Origin of the sequence: Collinsella sp. AM28-11LB (assembly GCF_003469895.1) — a bacterium.
GTDB lineage: Bacteria > Actinomycetota > Coriobacteriia > Coriobacteriales > Coriobacteriaceae > Collinsella.
Genome location: NZ_QSKJ01000003.1, coordinates 66,502 through 88,234, shown reverse-complemented (window position 1 = coordinate 88,234; position 21,733 = coordinate 66,502). Strand labels below are relative to the sequence as shown.

Below are 21,733 nucleotides of genomic sequence, written 5' to 3'. Positions count from 1 at the left end.
CAGTTAGTGCAACAGCCGAATATAGTAGCAGGCGATAATACCCCCGTCAACGAGTATGTGGAGCAAATCCACAAGTTCGCACAGGTATGGGGCTGACGAGTCGGCCCTCGTCGTCCTCGCATGCTTGATTCTGACGCTCGACATCGTAGGAGCAGATGGTCACGAGGTCTTGCATACCGGTGGAAACAATAGGTGCATCCACGCCCGGGGTCAAGCCCTGCAACAAAACATCAGCAGCGGAAAGCAAAATTTCCGGACGCATGGAGCCCTCGTTGTCGGCATGGGTGTCGAGCATGAGTACCAAATGGTCCGGGCGATCCCCCGCCGTGAGCTCATAGCCCACGAGCGTGTGATCCAAATCCAAGCGCTTGCTTTTTTTGCCGCGCGCGTAGTCGATGCCATGGTCCGCGCGCAGTGCGTCGATCGCGCGACGCACCTCGTCGGCGCTTACGGGCGCCTCGGGATCCAAGTGCAGGTCAATGCGATACGACAGGCGCGTGAGCTGCGCCGTCAACGCCGGCGTGCGCACGTCGATGTACGCCGCCTCGATGGGTGCCAGATCGGCCGGAGACGCCGCAGCCAGGCGCCCAAACGCCTCGTCGAGCGCCACGAACTCGGTCATAAACAGGTCATACCACTCGCAGGTCGACGACGTACCCACCGGTAGCGCCGAAGAGAAGCCCACGCGCATGTGCGGAGAGAAGCCCTGCGTGACGGCATAGGGAAGTCCCGCACGGCGCACGATGCGCTCAATGGTATGGATTACTTCGAGATGGCCCAGGTACTTAAGGCGATCGCGCTTGCCATAGCGAACACGAAGTCTAAAGAGCGTGGGGTTGTCGGTCAGGCGCTCACTCATGCGCGATCACCCATCAATACATTCTTGGCGTGGAGCGTGGGGCAGATTCCGCAGCCGGTGCACGACGTGCGGGTGCAGTCGGGAGTCGTGACACCCTCGAGCGAGCGTCGGTACTCGCGCTCGAGGAAGCCGCGCGTGCAACCGGGGCTCACGTGCTCCCACGGCAGGCGCCAGTCCAACTCGTAGGGCAGGTGCACGAGCTCATTGAGGTCGATGCCGTTTTTGGCAGCAGCCCCCTTCCAGTTATCGAGCGAGAAATGCTCTACCCAGGCGTCAAAGCGAGAGCCCGCACGCCAAGCATCGATGATGACGGGCGTCATGTCACGACCGGCGCGGGACAGCGCGGCCTCGATGAGCGAGGTCTCGGCATCGTGGTAATGCACGCGGACGGCACGGTTGCGAACGCTCGTGATAAGCAGCTTCTGGCGACGCTTGACGTCGTCGTAATCGAGCTGCGGGCACCACTGGAACGGCGTGGCAGCCTTGGGGATAAAGACCGAAACCGAGATGGATACCGAAATCGAGCCGCGACGAGCCTTGGGCACCACGGAACGACCGAGCTCCAGCACGTGATCGGCCAGATTGGCGATGGCCACGATGTCCTCGTCGCGCTCGCCGGGAAGGCCCATCATAAAGTAGAGCTTCATGCGGTTCCAGCCGGCCTCGAAGGCCGCCTTGGCCGCACGGTCCAGGTCCTCCTCGGTCACGTTCTTGTTAATGATGTCGCGCATGCGCTGACTGCCGGCCTCGGGCGCGAACGTCAGGCCTCCCTTCTTTTCGCCGGCGACCGACTCGGCCATATCCACGCCAAACGAATCCAGGCGCTGCGACGGAATGGACACGCGAATACCCGTATCCTCCAGGCGACGGTTGAGCCTGCCGAGCACGTCGCGGATGCAGGAGTGGTCAGTCGTGGAGAGCGAGGTCAGCGACACCTCGTCATAGCCGGTCTTTTCCAGACCCTGAATCACCGACGAGACGATCTGGTCGGCCGAGCGCTCGCGCACCGGGCGATACGTCATGCCGGCCTGGCAAAAACGACACCCGCGGGCGCAGCCGCGCAGGATCTCGATAGACAGGCGGTCGTGGACCAGCTGCGCATAGGGTACGCACGACTGCGACAGCGGATTGGTGGCACCAAAGTCCTCGACGACGCGCTTGTAGACAACGGTCGGCGCATCCTTGCCCTCACGCGGCACGGTGTAGCCATGCGGCGAGCAGGGCTCGTCGTGACGAATCTCATAGAGCGACGGCACGTAGTTGCCGGCAATGGATGCAAGCTGCTCAACAATCTGCGCGCGCGGGACCCCTTCGTCACGCAGGCGTCGATGCAGCTGGCAGGTCTCGAGCAGCGATTCCTCGCCCTCGCCAATGAGGATAGCATCGAAGAAGGCCGCGTACGGCTCGGGGTTGTACACCGAAGGACCACCGGCGATGACAATGGGGTCGTCCTCGGTGCGGTCGGCCGCCAACAGCGGAATGCCAGCGAGGTCGAGAGCCTCGAGGAAGTTCGTCACCGCCATCTCATGCGGCACATGCAGGCCGACGATATCAAACGAAGCGACGGGGGCAGCACCTTCGAGCGACAGCAGCGGAATACCCGCCTCGCGCATGGCGTCACCCATATCGGGCCACGGCACATAGCCGCGCTCGCAGGAGATGCCCTCGGCCTGGTTAAGAATGTTGTAGAGGATGGCGATACCTTGGTTGGGCAGACCGACCTCGTATACGTCCGGATAGATCAGGCAACAACGGTAATCGGCATCGGCCTTGGAAAGCGTGCCCCACTCGTGATCGATATAGCGGCTCGGTTTCTCGACCTTGGCGAGCAGCGGCTCAATTAAATGAAAACAATCTTGGTATGCAACGCGCAACGGAAAACCCCTAAGCAGCGAGATCGGATGCGTCCTGGTAGGACGCCATAGGACGGGTAGCGCCCGCGACCGTGGTCACCAGATCGCGAACGCGGGAGAACGTGGCAGTGACCACCTCGTTGGCACGGCTGTAGTCGACATCGCGCTCGTAGAGCGAAACGAGCGCACGGCCCATGCCATAGGTGCCCGCGGCAGCAGTGAGCGCCTTGACGGCAAACCCAATATGCGGCGTCTGCTTGACGAGCACGCGGGTGACCGCGCGGATCACAAGACCGCCGGCAAGCACGCCCGCGACCTCGTAGCCGCGCTCGGGCTTAATGCCGCGCCCAAAGACGGCAGCGAGCTCAAAGAGCATACCCACCTGCGCCAGCGCCATAACGGGATAATCGGCGCCCGGCAAAAACACCAACGCACCGGTCGCCATATTGGTAAGCGCGCACGAGGTGATAATACGATTGGCCGCCGCGATGCGCATGAAGGCAAAGTTCGCCGCAAAAGCCGTTTCCTTGTCGGTGCGATCGAGAATCCAGCGGGCAAGCGTCTCGAGCAGATACGTCTTATCGGTTGCCGCTACCACGCCGAGCATGGGCGTGGACTCCTCGATAAACGGCGCCTCCACAGCAGACTCGGCAAGCACGCATACGGGCGCGCCGGCGATCACGAGCTCCTGCACGGCACTCTCCAAGCGGTCAGAACCACACGAGAGCACCAGTGCCACATCAGTATCGGTCTTTGGAGCAATTCGCTCCTCCCCCAGACGCTCGACGCGCACAATGCCCGAGGTCGTCTGCGGCACAAAGGCGTCACGCACCGTCTCGGCCAGAAAGCGCGAGGCGGACGAATCCAGATAGACCGAGACGCGCACCGGCGTATCGGAATCCTTCTTAACGGACGCGCCCATCTTAAAAGCGCGGGTCAGCTTATCTACGGGAATTTTCATAGCAAACCCCTCCAGCGGTTACGCGGCGCCCGAACGATGCCGCCATATGGATTGTACGATACCCACCGTCAGCAGCTGAATCATCATCGAAGACGAACCAAAGCTAATAAACGGTAGCGGAATACCGGTAATCGGCATCATGCCGATGCACATGCCGATGTTTTCGAAGGTCTGGAACGCCCACATGCCAACGATGCCCACACACGAAAGACGCAAAAACAGCGACTCACACTTAAAGGCGACGCGAATCGTCGAAAAGATCAACAGCACGTAGAGGCACAGGAGCAAAAAGGAACCGCAAAAGCCAAAGGTCTCGGACAGGAAGGCGAAGACGAAGTCGGTGTGGAACTCAGGCAGAAAGCCGCCGGCCGACTGCGTCGCATGGCCCAAGCCCTTACCAAAGAAGCCGCCCGAGCCAACGGCGATAAGCGACTGCTGCAGGTTGTAGGCATCGTCCGAATCGGCATTATCGGGGTCGATAAAGACCGTCAGACGGTTCATCTGATACTGCTTGATGAGCACATCGTGGCCGAGCAACGAATCAAAGACCGAATCGAGCGCCAAGACGAGGGCCACCAGGCCCACGAGCAGGGCTAGGGTCGACAGCACCCATTCGCGGCGCGCACCGCTCATACAAATGACGATGGCGCCCGAAACCAGCACGACTAGGCCCGAGCCCAGGTCGCCCATGGCAACGACGGCCAAAAACGGAATGGACAGCATGCCGCAGAGCTTGACGTAGTCGCGAGCGGTATCGATACGACCGTTATACTGCGAGCCAAGCGTAGCAATAAAGAAGATGGTGATGAGCTTGGCAAGCTCAACCGGCTGGAATGTCAAGCCGATACCGGGAATCTTGATCCAGCCCGTCATGCCCAGACCGCCCGTATAGGACAGACCCGGAATCTTGGGCGAAAAGATCACGATCAGGTCGATGACGAGCAACGCCGTCGAGAAATTGGAAATACCGCGCAGGTCGATACGCCAGACCAGCACCGCCAGCACCGCACCGATGCCAATTCCCAGCAGATGGCGTGAGAACGAGGCATCGGCCTTAAACTGCGAAGCCGACCAGATAATGATGGCACCGTAGGCGACAAGCGCCACAGTAGCCACGAGCACACCGATATGCACCTTTTGGCGAAACGTGCCGCGCGAGGCCGAAAGTTGCTTGTTGACGCGGTCCAGGCTGCTGCGAGAGCCGGTCTTGGTTGAACGGAACAGATCCGCCGGAGAAAAATCCATCGCAACCTCCTATCGAACCGAAGAATCGCCCGAGGCCGAAGAGGTATCGGGCTCGTCATAAATCACGCCGAGCACGTCGCGCACGACATGCATCGCGGTATCTGAGCCACCGCCGCCCTGCTCCAGGACAGTAGCGATGACATACTTGGGATCATCGGCCGGTGCATAGGCGCAGAACCACGCGTATTCGTCCTCGCCGCTTTTCTCGCCCGTGCCCGACTTGCCGTATACCTGCGGCGTCAGGGTGCCAAAGTGAGCCGCCAGGGACGTCGATGCCGTGTAAATCACGTCGTGCATGCCGTTGCGAACAAGAGCCAAATCCGAATCGCTGTTGATCTTGGCCTCCAGGCGCTTCTTCTTGCCCTTGCCGTTGTACTTATAGGCATCGCCGTCGCCATCGCGCGACACGGCAGACAAAAACACGTGAGGCACGTACTGTTTGCCGCCGTTGGCAAGACCCATATAGGCGCACGCCATCTGCAGGGGCGTCACCAGGATGTCGCCCTGGCCGATGGCAATGTTGGTCATATCGCCGGCATTCCACTTACGATCCTCGGCAGAGGCATCGGTGAAGTACGACTCTTTCCACTCGGCATCGGGAATACGGCCCGCGCCCTCACTCGGCAGATCGATACCACAGGTCTTGCCTAGGCCCCAGCGACGAAAGACCTCCTGCAGGCCCTCGGGATGTTGCTCGTCATAGAAGAACGCCTTGCCCATGTCGTAGAAGACGGGGTCGCACGAGTTGGCGATACCCGACTGCAGCGTCATGGTGCCGTGGCCGGAATGCAGCCAGCAGCGCTTGCCCCAAGCCTTACCCAGGCCCGTCCAATAGCCCGTGCAGTTGGTTGTCTGCGTTGAGGTGTAGGTTCCAAACTCAAGACCGGCCAGTGCCGAGAGTGGCTTGATGGTCGAGGCCGACATGTACTGTCCGCTAATGGCGCGGTTGAGCAGCGGGTGTGAACCCTCGTCATCATTGAGCTCGGTCCACACGTCATTTGAGACGCCGCCGATAAAGACGGAGGGATCGAACTTGGGCTCGCTGGCCATGCCCAGGATCTCGCCATTGTTGGGATCGAGACACACCACGGCGCCGTTGCCGGCATTGCTGTAGCCAGTGGTCTTGGCAAGCTCGATAGCGCTCGCCAGCGCCGTCTCACAGGCCTGTTGGATCTTAAGGTCGAGCGTGAGCTTAATGTCGGAGCCGGCCTTCGCGGGCACGGCGCCGGCCTGACCGGTCACATTGCCCGAGGCATCGACCTTGACGGTCTGCTCGCCACGAATACCCTGCAGCAGGTTTTCGTAGTAGCTCTCAACGCCCGCTTGGCCCACGATATCGCCCGACTGGTACGTAATCCGGCCAGCAGAAGCATCATCAACGCCAGAGGTTTTCTTATTCTGGGCCTCGAGCTGCTCTGAGGTAATGGTGCCGGTATAGCCCAAAATGTGACAGGCCGTCTCGCCGTACGGGTACTGGCGCTCGGTACGCTCGGCAATCTTGACGCCCGGGAACTCGCCGGCATGCTCCTGAATATAGGCAACCGTGGAGCGACGGACATCCGTCGCGATGGTATGCAGGCTCTGGGCGCCCTCGGAATTGTCCTGGATATTGCGCAGAACCGCCACGTAGGGCATACCGAGCACGTTGGCAAGATGGCGAACCAGAACCTCATCCTCGGCAAGATCGCGGTAGGCCACGACAGCAAGTGAGGGACGGTTCTGGACAAGCGCCACGCCATTGCGGTCGAGAATGCGGCCGCGCACAGCGGGTGTGGTAACGGTGCGAGTCTGATTGCTATTAGCCTGCTTCTCGTAATAGTCCGACGAGACCATCTGCATGCCCCACAGCTTGACGGCAAGCGCCGCAAACATCGCGCCCACACCCGCGGTGAGGATGGAAAAACGGCCCTTAAAGGCGGTCGCCGCGGTATTGCCCTCGCCCTCGGTGGCGCGCGGGGCCGTTCCATGCTGCGTATCGTAGGTAAAACGGGAATCGCCGCGACGCATGATGACCAGCGCGACCACGATGGCCACAACCAGCACGATACCGGCGATAATAACCGTCAACTGGGAAGACATCTACGGGCCCTCCCTATTTGAGCTTGCGGGTCTTGGGCTTAAAGCGCATACCCGCCTGGCGTCCGCCACGTGCGGAGAATCCATAGCCGGACTGCGGCACGACGCCGGACATCAAAAACGGAATGGCAACCAGACCCGTCAGGATCGAGGACGGCAGCGCATGGCCGAAGATCGCCACGACAAAGCTCGTCTCCAAACCCATAAACAGCAAGATGATGCTGTAGATCACATTAATGACGAGCGCAAAGGCGCCCACAGTGACGCCGCGCGCACTCGGGGTACCGCCCGTCTGACCGACGGCGCTGTGCACCAGGGCAAAAGAACCCACGGTCAGCAGGAGCGACATAACGCCCACCGGCACGGCAGCGGACAGGTCATAAAACAATCCGCTGCAAAAACCGCACACGACGGCACGGGTCGGGTCGCCCGAGAACACGCTTAGGCACACCAGGATAATCATGAAGTTGACGCGACCGCCCGCAATGGAGATCTGCGGTGCCAGGCCTGCCTGCAGCAGCACGCACACAATGGCGGCGATCACAAACGTGCGGGAGCTCATCCCCTGCTCGTGTAGATCCATGGACATGCCCCCTATTCGCTCGAGCCGGAATCGGCCGTCTCGGACGTGTCGGAACTGTCATCCGAGCTCTCGTCCTTCGTCTTGGTCGCAGCATCGCGCGACGTTCCCTGCGGCGTGCTGTTGGCCGTGCTCACATCCTCATCCGAGGCCGACTGTTCGTCGGTCAGCGAGGTGATGACCAGCACTTCCTCGTTGTTCTCGGCCGTGGTCTGAGCGCGCACCACAATGGTGTAGTACACATCGTTTGCCGATTTCTCAACCGACGAGACGGTGCCAAGCGGTAGACCCTTGGGGAACACGCCACCGATGCCCGAGGTCACGATGATGTCGCCAACCTTAACATCGGAGTCGACGCTCACGTACTCAAGACGCAGCGTGCCGTCAGCCTGACCCTGCAGCATGCCCTGGGCGCGCGTGTCCTGCACCATGGCGGACACACCCGAGTTCTCGTCGCCAATCAGGCGCACGGTAGAGGTCTTGGCCGATACCTCGATAATCTGGCCGATAACACCGGCAGAACTCGTCACGGGCATGTTGATGGTAAGGCCGTCGGCAGAGCCCTTGTCGATGGTAACGGTCGAAGTCCAGGCATCGCCGGAGGCACCGACAATACGAGCAGCGGTCGATTTGAGGTTATAGGTCGACTGCAGGCCGACCAGCCCTTCCAGACGCTCAGCAGTCTTTTGAGCCTCGGAGAGCTCGGCAACCTTAGAGGTCAGCTCCTCGTTTTGCTTCTTGAGCTCGTCGAGCGTGTCCTGCGACGCCGTAAGGTTAGAGAACACGTTGCCGATCGCATTGAAGGGAGCCGCCACAGCCGAACCCACAAAGCGCACCGGCGAGGTAATCGTCGTTACGCCCGAACGCACGGCATGAATCGGTCCTGCCTCGCCCTCGCGGATGTAAAACGTGAGCAGCAACACCGAAATCAGGCTGAAAACAATCAACGGGCGCATACCCGTTGATTGTCGCTTGGTATTCAGATTTGTGGAGAAACCCGAAGATCGTGCCAAATGGAATCCACCTTTTGGAAATTAAGCATTGGTCTGGACGAAGCCGCCATCAAACGCATTGGCCTCGAGCACGCGGGCACAGCCGTTAACGACGTTATCGAGCGCCGTGGGGCTGACGTTGACCGAAACACCGGTCTCATCGCGCAGGCGCACGTCGAGACCGCGCAGCAGCGCGCCGCCACCAGTCAGCAAAATGCCGTAGTACATAAGGTCCGAGGCAAGATCGGGCGGCGTAGCGTCGAGTGCGTCCTTGACGGCCTTGGCCATCTCGTCGAGTGGCTTGTTGAGTGCGCGACGAATCTCCTCGCTCTCGATGCGCACGGTCTTGGGCAGACCGGTGATCACGTCGCGGCCGTTGACCTCGACATCGAGCTCGTCCTTGAGCGGCACGGCGGAGCCGACCTTGATCTTGATGTCCTCGGCCGTACGCTCGCCGATGGCAAGGTTGTAGGCATCACGAACGTGCGTGAGGATGGCCTGATCGAACTCGTCGCCGGCAATACGGATGGACTGCGAGACGACGATGCCGCCCATAGCGATAACGGCGACCTCGGTGGTACCGCCACCGATGTCGATGACCATGGAGCCGGTGGGCTCCTCGACGGGCAGGTCGGCGCCGATAGCGGCAGCCATGGGCTCCTCGATCAGGTAGGCCTGGCGAGCACCGGCCTGGATCGTGGCCTCAAAGACAGCACGCTTCTCGACCGACGTGACACCGGAGGGAACGCAGACGACAACGCGCGGACGCGGGGTCCACGGATAGCGCTTCTCGGAAGCCTTGTCGATAAAGTAGCGAAGCATGGCTTCGGTAACATCGAAGTCGGCGATGACGCCGTCCTTCAGGGGACGAACGGCCACGATGTTGCCGGGCGTACGGCCGAGCATGCGCTTTGCCTCGATACCGACCGCCAGGATGCGCTCGTCGTTCTTGTCGATGGCGACAACAGAGGGCTCGCGAATGACGATGCCCTTGCCGCGCACGGAGACAAGCGTATTTGCGGTACCGAGGTCGATGGCAAGATCGCCCGCATAGCTACCGAAGAACATATCCATCAAAGAAAACAACGCAACTCCTGATGTGTTGGATGATTGCTGGAAAACTACTAGCTCATCATACTAGCGCAAGCCCGGCACCTCACTTGCGGTGAAGCGCCGGGCAAAGCTAAATCCCATAAGGTCACTACTGGTTGTCAGCAGCCGAGAAATCCATATCGAGCGAGGAAACGGCCCAGCCGATATGGTTGTCGGAGCGCACGAATTTAACGGTGTACTCCTGCTCGCCTCCCTTGGACAGCGATGCCTTCACCTTGGCGGTCGTCTCGGTCATGGACTGATCCATGCCCTCGACGGACACGGTGGCACCCTGCGGAATCGAGGAGATGATCATCGACTTGGCGTCCTCGGACAGGCCCGAGGCCAGGCAAGACTCGGCCTTTGCGGTGTCACCGTCGCCGGCAGCCTGGAACAGATCGGTAACGACCGACTCCTGAGACGGGAAGCCAAAGCCGCGCGTGTAGGCAAAGCCCAGACCGCCCGCGGCGATCAAAATGAGCAGAAGCAGCACGATGAAGACTTTGAGACCCGTGTGGCGATGGCGACGACGGACCTTGGCCTGCTTACGATCCTGACGGTCCTGCTGGACCATCTCGGACTCGGACAGCGTAAAGAAGCCGGTGTCCGAGGGATCGGGCATAAACTGACCGGTCGCGCCCGTAGGATCGAGCGGATCGACGGCAGGAGCGTCCATCGCGGGCGCCGGAGCCGTGGCCATAGCCGTCTGGGCAGACAGCGCGGCAAGCGAATCGTGCACGCGGGCAAGCTCGTCGGCCTGCTCGGAGGTGAGCTGGTAGATGCCATCGGCAGTAGCGGCGTTAAAGGCGTCGAGTGCGTCGGAGGGACGGCCGGCGGCAGAAAGCGCCTGACCCATGCCGGCGTTGAGCGCACGTGTGTCGTCGCGAGGGCCGGCAAAGTCGATAGCCGTGCGGTAGGTCTCCACGGCATCCGCCGGACGGTCGAGTTTAATGAAGCAACGACCGAGCTCGCCGAGTGCGGCGGCAGGAGCCGGATTGGCGCCGTCGATGGCGGCCTGACGGAAGGCAGTACCCGCGTTGGCATAGTCGCCCGACTGGAACAGCGCATTGCCCAGGCCCAGATAGGCCTTGAACGGCGTGGCATAGGAAGCATCCTGCGTAGCGGCAGAGAACGCCTGAGCGGCCGTCGTGTAGTCGCCCACGGCGGCGAGCGCCTTGCCGCGGTTGGTGAGCAGCGCACCGCGCTTGCCGTAGGTGCCGTCGTTGAGGGCGGCGGCATAGGCCTCGGCGGCCTCGGCATACATGCCCAGGTGCATCAGGGCGTTGCCACGAAGGTGATCGGCCTCGCCCATAATCTCATCGGGAGTCTTTGCCGCCCCAAGCATCTGGGCTGCAGCGGAAAAATCACCCGCGCGGTAAGCGGCGCGGCCCTGTTGGATCAGCTGGCTATTCAAGGAAGTCCCCTTTACTCGTGAACGATCTCGACATGGACGATCTCGTCGCCGGCACGCAGCTGCGAAATCACGTCGAGACCCTCGACCGTGGCACCAAAGACGGTGTAACCGGAATCGAGGTTATGCTGGGCACCCAGGCAGAAGTAGAACTGCGAACCCGCGGAATCGGGATCCATGGAGCGCGCCATGGCAAGGGCACCATCGACATGGCTGTTGCGCGGATTGGTGGCAAACTCGCCCTTGATGCAGTAGCCGGGGCCACCGGTACCGGGCATGCCGTCGGGGCCCTCAAGGCCGGCAGCGACGTCGGCGCCGGACATGTCGCGGGTATTGGGGTCGCCGCCCTGGATGACAAAACCGGGAACATAGCGATGGAACTTAAGGCCATCATAGAAGCCCATCGTGGAAAGCTCGCAGAAGTTCGCGACATGAATGGGAGCGCCCTCGCCGTCAAACTTGACCTTGATGGTACCCTTCGACGTCTCGATTACGGCGCACTCGTCGCCGGCAAGCTGATACTCGGGCGTGTAGAGCTCTTTCTTAAAACCAAACATGTGGTTCCTTCCTCGTGCGTTTAAAGCATATTTGTACGAATTGTAGCAATAAGCACGGGCTTACATCAATTGCGCACGTAGGTTATGCCGACTATGGCGAACTAATTTTAGGAACGCTGCTGCGGCTTCCAGGAGCCCACGTTGGCGTCGTACTGGTTCAGCGCGCTGTTGCCGCCCTGCGCGATGGGCGCCAGGATCTCGCTTTGGTGGGAGCTCATCGACTCGCCATCGGGAATGGCCAGCGAAATGTCCCAGCTCTGGCAGATCACGTCGACACGCTCGTACATCCACTCGGCAAGCTGCTTTAGGTGGGCGATGTCGTCCGCATAGACCGTATCGTCCTGTACTTTCAGGTTGTTGAGCTCATCTTGCGTCTTTTTGATCTGGTCGCGCAGGGCGTAGGCACTCTGCGACAGCTCCTGACGGGTGGACAGCGGCGTTCGGAGATAGCCGTTGTTGAAGGAATCGATGACCTCGCCGATCTGATCCTCGTCACCGTAGGACACGATGGTCTGATACAGACCGTCGAGCCTGGTATAGAGCTGATCGTCGGTCAGCACGGTTTCTTCCTGGACCACCTCGGCAGAATCGTCCTGCTTGGTATCGTCCTCAGTCGCCTCGCCCTTTTGGCGCGTAGGGAAGGTCGTCTGCGCGGCCTGGCCAAACTGGTCATAGAAGCCAGGCATAACACCCATGGGATCGGCCGTCACGAACCAATAGGCCCCACCGCACACGACGGCAAGAACCGCGATGACGATAAGCGGCTTGGGAATATGACGCTTGTGCTTGTGATAAGCGTCCTCGTCGGGATGCACCTTACGCTTGGGTTTTTGAGGATCGTCGTGCAGGGAAACCGGCGTGGGAATAACGACCTTGGGGATACCGAAATCCTTATCGAAAGCCGGCAGCACGCAGGTCTCATTGGGGTCGGCGGCGTCCGAAAGCACCGCAGCGGCAGAGGCTGGCGCATGCGGCACCTCGGTATCGATCTGCTCTTGCGTTAGGCGCGGAAAGCCCGCCGTGCGGCCCGCTGCCAGGTCGGATGCGGCCGCGTCCTCGGAGAGGATACCCGGAGCGGGGCGTCCGCATTTGGGGCACGTACGATCATGCGGAGAAAGACGGGCACCGCAGCCCTCACAGAACACGAACTCGGTATGCTCGGGACCATCGCCCGGACCCACATAGGCGTTGCAGTAGGGGCAGAACGAGGCGCCGTCCTCGATAGTCTTAAGGCAATGCGGGCAAATCACGGCATCCTCTTTTCGAAGCAATTCAAACAATCGAGGTTAGAGCATAACATCGCCACGGCCCGACAGGAGCAAGGCACCAATTCAACATCGGAGGGTAGCTAATTTGGGACGGGGCTTTTTTAGCTGCCCTGGCCGCCAATTGGCCAAATCGATCGCGCCATCAGCCTGGGGGCCATCAGCCGGGGTGGCTAAAAAAGCCCCGTCCCAAATTAGCTACCCTGTAAGGTGCGGTTACAACTTCTTTTTCTTGGGCATCGAGACTTTGATGCCTTGGGCGGACTTGGTCACGCGAGAGCGCTTGGTTCCGGAACTCTTCTTTTTCTTGGGCTGGGCCTGGGCCACGCCCTCGAGTGCGCGGGCCTCGGCCTCACGAACGGTGCGAGCTTCGCGGCGCTGCGCCATGTCGGCGGCGACGCGCTTGGCAAAACGCTCCGCCGTCGAACCCGTCGAGCTCACCTTGCCGCCACCGCGACCCAGGCGGACGCGCACACCGCGGCCAAAACCAGTTGCGGCATGACGACGACGCGGCTTGAGCGAATCCATCATCGTGGCGAGCTTAAAGAACACCGAGCAGGTAAAGACCACGATGACAGCCAAGATAACCATCTGGCCCATCGACAGGTTGGCAATAGACAGCAGCTCCGGGAATCCGATAACGCCCACCAGGATGCCGGCGACTACAAACACAAAGAGCACCACACGTAAGGGCGTGAGAGGCTGCGAGATGCGCCAGATCAGGCTTACGCTCGCCGCGCACGACGTAAGCAGGCACATCGTAGACAGCGTGAGCTGGCTAAAGCCAAACACGCGCGCCACAAAGATATCGAGCGCCGCAGCCAAAATGACCGCAATCGACGCCGGCAGTGCCCGCTTGAGCACGTTCGTCAGGAACGACCCCTTCACGCGAGCATTGTTGGGCTCCAGGCCCAACACAAAGCCCGGCGCGCCAATACAGAAGAAGTTAATGAGCGTCATCTGGATGGGCTCGAAGGGGTACGGCGGCAGCGCGATGCACAGCGCCGCCAAGCCCATCGAGAACAGCGTTTTGGTCAGGAACAGCGCCGCGGAGCGCTGCAGGTTGTTGATGGAACGACGGCCCTCGGCCACCACGGCAGGCATCGAGGCAAAGTCGTTGTCGACGAGTACGATCTCGGCCACGTTACGCGCGGCGTCGGAGCCAGCCGCCATGGCGACGGAGCAGTCGGCCTCCTTGAGCGCCAGCACGTCGTTAACGCCGTCGCCCGTCATGGCCACGGTGTGCTCGCGGCGCTTGAGCGCCTGCACGAGCTCGCGCTTCTGCTGCGGGGTCACACGACCAAAGACATGGTAGCGGTCCACTGCGGCATCGAGCTTGGCCGGCGTATCGAGCGTCGTGGCGTCCACATAAGCGTCCGCCCCCGGCACGCCCACCACGCGCGCGATCGACGACACCGTTCGCGGGTCGTCGCCACTGATCACGTTGAGGGTCACGCCCTGCTCGTTAAAGTACCCGATGGTCTCGGCGGCCGAGGTGCGGATCTCGTCGCGAATGGTCACAAAGCCCACGGGCTCTGCCTCGCCCACCATATCGCCATCGGGCGTAAAGCCGTCCACGCGCGCCACCACGAGCACGCGGCAGGTATCGGCAAGCTCGGCGACACGATTCTCGACCTGCGAAAACACACGCTCCGAAAGCACAAACTGCGCGGCGCCCATTACATAGGAGCCCTGCGCAAAAGAAGCGCCACTCCATTTTTTAGACGACGAGAATGGAATGACCGACAGCGGCTCAGACACCTCGACCGGCCGATCGGCGTAATAGTTGAGCAGCGCCTGGCAGGTCTCGTTGGCATCGGCCGAAGTCGCACGTGCCACGTTAGCCAGCGCAAAATCGAGCACCGTGGTATCGACGGGAACAGCCGCCTCGCCCGAGTCCGCACCAAAGCCAACACCCTCAACAGGCAGCGGGTAGGTGCCCTCGACCTCCATGCGGCCCGAGGTAATGGTGCCCGTTTTGTCCAGGCACAAAACGTCGACGCGCGCAAGCGTCTCGATGCAATAGAGCTGCTGTGCCAGCACCTTGCGACGCGCCAGGCGCACCGTGGCGATCGCGAGCACCGACGAGGTCAGCAGCACCAGGCCCTGCGGAATCATGCCCAGCAGGGCGCCCACCGTGGACAGCAGCGCCGAAGAAGGCACACGACCGGCCAGCAGCTCGGAGAAGCACCACGAAAGCGCGCTATCGCCCGGGGTTCCCGCGGCATCCCACAGCTCGCTCACACTCGAGGCAAACAACGCCAAACCGAGCGGGATCATGATGATGCTCGCAAAGCGCACGATGGCGTTCAGCGCGTTCATGATCTCGGAATTGACCTTTTTGACGTACTTGGCCTCGTTATTAATTTTGGCCACGTAGTTGTCGGCGCCAACATGGATCACGCGGGCGCGCAGCAGGCCCGAGTCGATAAAGCTGCCGCTCATGAGCTCGGAACCGGGCTGTTTCTTAATAAGGTCGCTCTCGCCCGTAAGCAGGCTCTCGTTGACGAGCGCCTCGCCCGAAACCACCACGGCGTCAGCGGGAATCTGGTCGCCGCGCCCCAGGCGGATGATGTCGTCGAGCACGATCTGGTCCAGGTCGAGCTCCACCTCGGCACCGTCGCGCACCGCGATGGCCTTCTTGGAGGTCAGCAGTGTGAGCTTATCGACCATCTTCTTGGAACGCATGGACTGAATGACGCCAATAGCGGTATTGAGGAACACCACGAACAGAAACGTCAGGTTCTTAAACGAACCGGTCAAAATGACCAGGAACGCCAAGATCACGTTGATCAAATTGAACAGCGTGCAGAGGTTCTCGATGATGAGCTCTTTGACCGACTTGGTCTTGAGCTCCATGTTGCGGTTGATCTTACCGGCGGCGATGCGCTCCTCGACCTCGGCGGTCGAGAGTCCGCGCTCGATATCCGTTGCTGCCATACCACGTCCCATCACGTCGCGTCGGTATAAGAAAAACCGCCCGGACCATGCGAGGTTCGGACGGTCTTACGTTCGATGGTGCCCCATGTTGGATTCGAACCAACGGCCTTCTGCTCCGGAGGCAGACGCTCTAATCCCCTGAGCTAATAGGGCCAACGTTTGGCATTATACCCAAGTGCACCACGGGCTATCAAATAAAAGAAAAAGCTTTGCAATTCCGAGGAAGACGCGGCGCAACGGCCCACTTTAGAAGGCAAAAGCGAGTCAGATAGTATAAACTCTCATGCACCATATATACACGGCTCGCGATGCGGGCCGTTTTTGCAAGGGTTATCCATCGAGGTGAGAGGCGCACCATGATTGCAATTTTAAAGCAGAGCGCCAGCGACGAGGCCGTCAGCCATATCGTCAGCTGGATTGAGAAAAAGGGCCTGAAGACCGATGTCTCGCGCGGCGAGAACGAGACGATCATCGGCCTGGTGGGCGATACGACCAAGATCGACCCGTTCCTGCTCGAGTCTATGGACGTCGTCGAGCGCGTACAGCGCGTCTCCGAGCCGTTCAAGCGCGCCAACCGCAAGTTCCACCCCGAGGACTCCGTCATCGACTGCGGCCACGGCGTCAAAATCGGCGGCGACCAGTTCCAGGTCATCGCCGGCCCCTGCTCCGTCGAGGGCGAGAACCTCATCCGCATCGCCCGCCGCGTGAAGGCCGCCGGCGCCACGATGCTGCGAGGCGGCGCCTACAAGCCCCGCACCTCCCCGTATGCCTACCAGGGCATGGGCCCCGCCGGCCTGGACCTGCTGTGCGAGGCATCCGCCGAGCTCGACATGCCGATCGTTACCGAGATCATGGACCCACGCGACGTGCAGGTCTTCCTGGACAAGAAGATCGACGTCATGCAGATCGGCGCCCGCAACGCCCAGAACTTCCCTCTACTCAAAGAGGTCGGCAAGACCAAGACTCCGGTCTTGCTTAAGCGCGGCATGTCCGGCACGATCGATGAACTGCTCATGGCCGCCGAGTACATCATGAGCGAGGGCAACGACAACGTCATCCTGTGCGAGCGCGGCATCCGCACCTTCGAGACCCGCACCCGCAACACCTTCGACCTCAACGCCGTGCCGGTGCTGCACCACCTGTCGCACCTGCCCGTCGTCGCCGACCCCAGCCACGCCACCGGTTACACCCGCTACGTTGAGCCCATGGCGCTCGCCGCGACCGCCTGCGGTGCCAACGGCCTGGAGATCGAGGTCCACGACGAGCCGAGCCACGCCTGGTCCGACGGCGCCCAGGCCCTCACCCCCGATAAGTTCGACGACACCATGCGCCGCATCCGAGCCATCCGCGAGGTCGTCTGCCAAGAGACCATGGAGTAGGCCATGGGTACGGTGAGAAACGCACGCGTCAACCAGGGCGGTCCCAAGTGTGCCGGCATCGTCGGCCTGGGCCTCATCGGCGGCAGCTTTGCCCGCGGCTACGCGCAGGCAGGCGTCCGCGTGCTTGCCTGGGACCCCGACGATGACGTGATGACGGCCGCCAGCATGGGCACCGTTGCCGGCGAGCTCAACGACGAGACGCTCGGCGAATGTGACATCATCGTCCTTGCCTGCTACCCCGAGGCCTGCATCGAGTGGCTCGAGGTGCACGCCCAGGCGCTCGCCGACGCCACCGACACCGATGCCATCATGGGCCCCGTGGTGATCGACACCGTGGGCGTCAAGGGCATTGTGTGCGAGCGGGCCTTTGAGCTTGCCCGCGAGCACGGTTTTTACTTTGTGGGCGCACACCCCATGGCGGGCACGCAGTTCTCGGGCTACGCGCATTCCCGCGCCGACCTGTTCCAGGGCGCACCGCTCGTGCTTGTACCGCCCGCGGTGGACGACGCCCTTAAGCTGGAGCTTTTGGGCCAGGTGCGCGAGATGGTGCGCCCCTTGAGCTTTGGCAAGTTCAGCGTAACGAGCGCCGCCGAGCACGACCGCGTCATCGCCTTTACGAGCCAGCTCGCGCACGTGGTATCCAACGCCTACGTCAAAAGCCCCACAGCTCAGGTCCACCACGGCTTTTCGGCCGGCAGCTACCGCGACCTCACCCGCGTAGCGCACCTCAACCCGCAAATGTGGTCAGAGCTCATGATCGACGACGCCGACGCGCTCGCCTTCGAGATCGACCATCTGATCGAGTCGCTTGGCGCCTACAGCCGTGCACTCAAGGACCGCGACCAGCGCTATCTGGAGAATCTCCTTGCCGAGGGCGACCGCATTAAGCGCGCACTCGACGACGAGGCCTCCCACTAGACCACCTATCACGCCAGGTCGAAAGGACCGAAGCTTATGGCGATTACCATCGATATCGACACCGCACGCCCCTACCAGGTGCATGTGGGCACGTTTTTGCTGGAGCAGGCGGGACCGATCGTGCGCGCCACTGCCGGCGGCACCAAAGCCGTCATCGTGACGGACACCAACGTCGGCCCGCTCTACCAGATGCCCGTTAAGCAGAGCCTGGAGGCGTCAGGCTACGAGGTGAGCATCTGCACCTTCGAAGCCGGCGAGGCCCATAAGCGCGCCGAAACCTATGTTGCCATTTTAGAGTTTGTGGCCGAGCACGAGCTTTCGCGCTCCGATGTGATCGTGGCGCTTGGCGGCGGCGTCGTGGGCGACGTTGCCGGCTTTGTGGCCGCCACCTACATGCGCGGCTGTAAGTTTGTGCAGATCCCCACAAGCCTGCTCGCCATGGTGGATTCGTCGGTCGGCGGCAAGACGGCAATCGACCTGGCTGCCGGCAAAAACCTCGCGGGCGCCTTCTGGCAGCCGAGTGTTGTTATCGCCGATGTTGGATGTCTGGCCACCCTCACGCCCGAACAGTTCGCCGACGGCTGCGGCGAGGTTGTGAAGCACGCCGTGATCGCCGACCCGGAGCTTTTCGCCGAGCTGGAGAAGACCCCGCTCACGCTGAAGCTGCTCAACCAAGATGTGGCCCGCGTGGCGCTTATCATCGCCCGCAACATCGACATCAAGCGCGCCGTGGTCGTCGCCGACGAGCGTGAGACCAACCAGCGCAAGCTGCTCAACTTTGGACACAGCGCCGGACACGCCGTCGAGGCCTGCGAGCACTTTGAGCTCGGACACGGCAACTGCGTGTCGATCGGCATGGGCATCATCACGCGCGCCGCAGCCCTGCACGGCGTTTGCGATGCTGCACTGCCCGGTCGTATTGAGGAGCTCTGCGCCCGCCATGGCCTCAAGACCCGCTGCGACCTAGATGCCAATGCCGTCTTTGCCGAAGCGCTCCACGACAAGAAGCGCGCGGGCGAAACCATCGACCTGGTGATTCCGCACGGCATTGGCCGCTGCAGCATCGACCGCACGCCGCTTTCCACTTTCCACGAACTCATTGCCGAGGGCCTCGGCCAGAATGGAGACGCATTCGCATGCTAGCCCGCATCACCCCGTCCCCGCTTAAGGGCACCGTTCCCGCCATCGCGTCCAAGTCGATGGCGCATCGTCTGATCATCTGCGCGGCGCTTGCCAACGGCGAGACACACGTCGCCTGCAACACCACCTGCGCCGACATCGAGGCTACGGTGCGTTGCCTTACGGCCCTAGGTGCTCGTATCGAGACCGTCGAGGACGGCTTCCAGGTTCACCCCACCATGAAGAGTATTGAGTTTGGCCTGCTCAAGGCCCTTGCCGGCGGCACGCTCGACTGCGGTGAAAGTGGCTCCACGCTGCGCTTTATGCTTCCTGTCGCCTGCGCGCTGGGTGCGGATGCCACCTTCGTAGGCCAGGGCCGCCTGGGCGCCCGCCCGCTCTCCCCGCTCTCGGACGAGATCATCGCCGCCGGCTGCGATCTACAGGGTCTGGGCGGTTTTCCGCTCAAGACGAGCGGACGCATGCGCCCGGGCACCTTTGTGCTGCCGGGCAACGTGAGCTCGCAGTACATCTCCGGCCTGCTGCTGGCAGCCCCGTTGCTCGCCCAGCCCTCCTGCGTGCAGGTATGCGGCCTTATCGAGAGCCGCCCCTACATCAACCTGACGATCCAGGCCATGAAGGCCTTCGGCGTCGAGGTCAACGTCGAGCGCATCCCCGCCAATGACGGCCAGCCCGAGATCACGAACTTCCGCGTGAGCAGCGGCTCGTACCGCACGCCCGGCAGCGTAGCCGTCGAGGGCGACTGGTCCAACGCCGCCTTTTGGCTGTGCGCCGGTGCCATCGGCACCGACCCCATCACCGTCGAGGGCGTGTCGCTGAGCTCCGCACAGGGCGACCGCAACGTACTTGCCGCGCTTTCGCGCTTTGGCGCCCGCATCGTGCGCTCCACCAACGCCGCCACAGTGCAGTCCGACAAACTCGCCGGCTTTGAGATGAGCGCCCACGACATTCCCGACCTGGTACCCGTTATCTCGGCCGTGGCCTCGCTGGCTCAGGGCCGCACGTTCATCCGTGACTGTGCGCGCCTGCGCATCAAGGAATCTGACCGTCTGGTCACCACCACCCGCGAGCTCATCGCATTGGGCGCACAGGTGCGCATTGCCGGCGACGACCTCATTATCAAGGGTGTCGATGCCTTTACCGGCGGCGAGGTCGATTCGCACAACGACCATCGCATCGCCATGATGGCCGCTATCGCCGCGAGCCGTGCCACCGGCGAAGTTGTGATCCACGGCGCCGAGGCTGTCAACAAGTCCTATCCCGATTTCTTTGACCACTACCGTCTGCTGGGCGGCAAGGTCACGCTCGAGGAGGAATAGCATGTCCTCGACCTTTGGCAACGTATTGCACCTGAGCATCTTTGGTCAGTCGCACTCCCCCGCCATCGGCTGCTCGCTCGATGGCATCCCCGCTGGTATTGCCGTTGACCAGGAGCAGCTGCAGGCCTTTTTGGACCGTCGCGCCCCCGGCCGCGACGAGACCGCGACAAAGCGCAACGAGGCCGACGCCGCGCATATCATAGCCGGTGTGGTCGATGGACACACCACGGGCGCGCCTATCGCAGCGATTATCGAGAACACCAACACGCGCTCCAAGGACTATTCCGAGCTGCGCCGCAAGCCCCGCCCCGGGCACGCAGACTTTCCTGCCCGCGTGAAGTACCACAACATGCACGACGTCGCCGGCGGTGGGCATTTCTCCGGCCGCCTAACGGCCCCTTTGTGCATCGCCGGCGGCATCGCGCTGCAGGCACTCGAAGCCCGTGGCATCAAGGTCATGGCGCACGTGGCGCAGATCGGCGGCATCTCCGACCTGCCCATGGACGACATGGTCTATCGCGAAGCCGACCGCAAGGCAATCCTTACGAACGATCTGCCGTGCATTGACGCCGCCGCAGCCGGCCGCATGCGCGAGGAGATCCTAGCCGCGCGCGACGAACTCGACAGCATCGGCGGCATCGTGGAGTGCGGCATCTACGGCCTACCTGCGGGCATCGGCGACCCCATGTTCGACGGCATCGAGAACCGCATCGCACAGATCGCGTTTGGCATTCCCGCCGTAAAGGGCGTGGAGTTTGGCATGGGCTTTGCCGTGGCCGCCTTGCGCGGCAGCGAGAACAACGATCCGTATCGCATCGATGCCGAGACCGGTGAGATCGAGGTCGAATCCAACAACGCCGGCGGCATTCTGGGCGGTATTTCGACCGGCGCGCCCGTCATGTGGCGCATGGCCGTAAAGCCGACGCCCTCCATTAGCCGCGAGCAGCAGACGGTCGACATGGACGCTATGGAAAATGTCGAACTCTCGGTCCACGGTCGTCACGATCCCTGCATCGTCCCCCGAGCCGTCCCCGTAGCCGAGGCAGCCGCCGCCCTCGCAATTTGGGATGCCCTCCTCGAGGACGCAGCCCAGCGCTAACCCACCCTGGGGTAGTTAATTTGGGACGGGGCTATTTTAGCTACCCCGGC

The 21,733-nt window shown here is 61.9% G+C and carries 17 protein-coding genes and 1 tRNA gene; 5 read left to right on the top strand and 13 right to left on the bottom strand.

Features of this window, described 5'->3' with window-relative positions; translation table 11 throughout:
• Window positions 1-46: 46 nt before the first annotated feature.
• The 13 genes from DW732_RS03210 to DW732_RS03150 all read right to left on the bottom strand — a co-directional run bounded on the left by DW732_RS03210 (window position 47) and on the right by DW732_RS03150 (window position 15,984).
• Entirely contained in the window at window positions 47-859 is an 813-nt protein-coding gene (locus DW732_RS03210) for a TIGR03936 family radical SAM-associated protein (protein WP_117735143.1), read from the bottom strand.
• A complete protein-coding gene (locus DW732_RS03205) occupies window positions 856-2,733 on the bottom strand; it encodes a TIGR03960 family B12-binding radical SAM protein (RefSeq protein ID WP_118098726.1) in 1,878 nt (625 codons plus the stop codon). Before DW732_RS03205 ends, DW732_RS03210 begins: the two co-directional genes overlap by 4 nt.
• A gap of 10 nt (window positions 2,734-2,743) precedes the next feature.
• Window positions 2,744-3,673 carry a YcjF family protein gene (locus DW732_RS03200; RefSeq protein ID WP_117794416.1) on the bottom strand — a complete coding sequence of 310 codons (930 nt, stop codon included), beginning with the start codon at window positions 3,671-3,673 and terminating at the stop codon, window positions 2,744-2,746.
• 18 nt (window positions 3,674-3,691) lie between these two features.
• Entirely contained in the window at window positions 3,692-4,918 is a 1,227-nt protein-coding gene (locus DW732_RS03195; protein WP_117799077.1) for an FtsW/RodA/SpoVE family cell cycle protein, read from the bottom strand.
• A 9-nt stretch (window positions 4,919-4,927) separates the two neighbouring features.
• Complete coding sequence (gene mrdA, locus DW732_RS03190) at window positions 4,928-6,997, bottom strand: penicillin-binding protein 2 (RefSeq protein ID WP_117763032.1); 2,070 nt, start codon at window positions 6,995-6,997, stop codon at window positions 4,928-4,930.
• Window positions 6,998-7,010: 13 nt separating this feature from the next.
• A complete protein-coding gene (locus DW732_RS03185) occupies window positions 7,011-7,577 on the bottom strand; it encodes a hypothetical protein (protein WP_118098724.1) in 567 nt (188 codons plus the stop codon).
• An 11-nt stretch (window positions 7,578-7,588) separates the two neighbouring features.
• Window positions 7,589-8,530: a rod shape-determining protein MreC gene (mreC, locus tag DW732_RS03180; RefSeq protein WP_118098723.1), complete on the bottom strand. Its 942-nt coding sequence runs from the start codon at window positions 8,528-8,530 to the stop codon at window positions 7,589-7,591.
• Window positions 8,531-8,608: 78 nt separating this feature from the next.
• Window positions 8,609-9,640 (bottom strand): rod shape-determining protein, encoded by a 1,032-nt coding sequence (locus DW732_RS03175; RefSeq protein WP_006236061.1) that lies wholly within the window; start codon window positions 9,638-9,640, stop codon window positions 8,609-8,611.
• A 127-nt stretch (window positions 9,641-9,767) separates the two neighbouring features.
• Window positions 9,768-11,072 carry a tetratricopeptide repeat protein gene (locus DW732_RS03170; RefSeq protein WP_233539344.1) on the bottom strand — a complete coding sequence of 435 codons (1,305 nt, stop codon included), beginning with the start codon at window positions 11,070-11,072 and terminating at the stop codon, window positions 9,768-9,770.
• A gap of 11 nt (window positions 11,073-11,083) precedes the next feature.
• Window positions 11,084-11,626: a peptidylprolyl isomerase gene (locus tag DW732_RS03165; RefSeq protein WP_118098721.1), complete on the bottom strand. Its 543-nt coding sequence runs from the start codon at window positions 11,624-11,626 to the stop codon at window positions 11,084-11,086.
• Window positions 11,627-11,733: 107 nt separating this feature from the next.
• Window positions 11,734-12,876 (bottom strand): zinc ribbon domain-containing protein, encoded by a 1,143-nt coding sequence (locus tag DW732_RS03160; protein WP_158550231.1) that lies wholly within the window; start codon window positions 12,874-12,876, stop codon window positions 11,734-11,736.
• 231 nt (window positions 12,877-13,107) lie between these two features.
• On the bottom strand, window positions 13,108-15,831 hold the full coding sequence (locus DW732_RS03155; RefSeq protein ID WP_118098719.1) for an HAD-IC family P-type ATPase: 2,724 nt from the start codon (window positions 15,829-15,831) through the stop codon (window positions 13,108-13,110).
• A 76-nt stretch (window positions 15,832-15,907) separates the two neighbouring features.
• Window positions 15,908-15,984, bottom strand: a tRNA-Arg gene (locus DW732_RS03150).
• A 203-nt stretch (window positions 15,985-16,187) separates the two neighbouring features.
• On the opposite strand from DW732_RS03150, the gene aroF reads away from it, so the two are divergent.
• The 5 genes from aroF to aroC are packed head-to-tail and all read left to right on the top strand — an operon-like array spanning window position 16,188 to window position 21,683.
• A complete protein-coding gene (gene aroF, locus DW732_RS03145) occupies window positions 16,188-17,210 on the top strand; it encodes a 3-deoxy-7-phosphoheptulonate synthase (protein ID WP_118098717.1) in 1,023 nt (340 codons plus the stop codon).
• Window positions 17,211-17,213: 3 nt separating this feature from the next.
• The gene (locus DW732_RS03140; RefSeq protein WP_118098715.1) at window positions 17,214-18,128 is read left to right on the top strand and encodes a prephenate dehydrogenase/arogenate dehydrogenase family protein; all 915 of its coding nucleotides are present in this window, start codon (window positions 17,214-17,216) and stop codon (window positions 18,126-18,128) included.
• A 36-nt stretch (window positions 18,129-18,164) separates the two neighbouring features.
• The gene (aroB, locus tag DW732_RS03135; protein ID WP_118098713.1) at window positions 18,165-19,271 is read left to right on the top strand and encodes a 3-dehydroquinate synthase; all 1,107 of its coding nucleotides are present in this window, start codon (window positions 18,165-18,167) and stop codon (window positions 19,269-19,271) included.
• Window positions 19,265-20,584, top strand: coding sequence for a 3-phosphoshikimate 1-carboxyvinyltransferase (gene aroA / locus DW732_RS03130; protein ID WP_118098711.1), 1,320 nt, complete (start codon window positions 19,265-19,267; stop codon window positions 20,582-20,584). Before aroB ends, aroA begins: the two co-directional genes overlap by 7 nt.
• A gap of 1 nt (window position 20,585) precedes the next feature.
• Window positions 20,586-21,683: a chorismate synthase gene (gene aroC / locus DW732_RS03125; RefSeq protein ID WP_118098709.1), complete on the top strand. Its 1,098-nt coding sequence runs from the start codon at window positions 20,586-20,588 to the stop codon at window positions 21,681-21,683.
• Window positions 21,684-21,733: the final 50 nt, after the last annotated feature.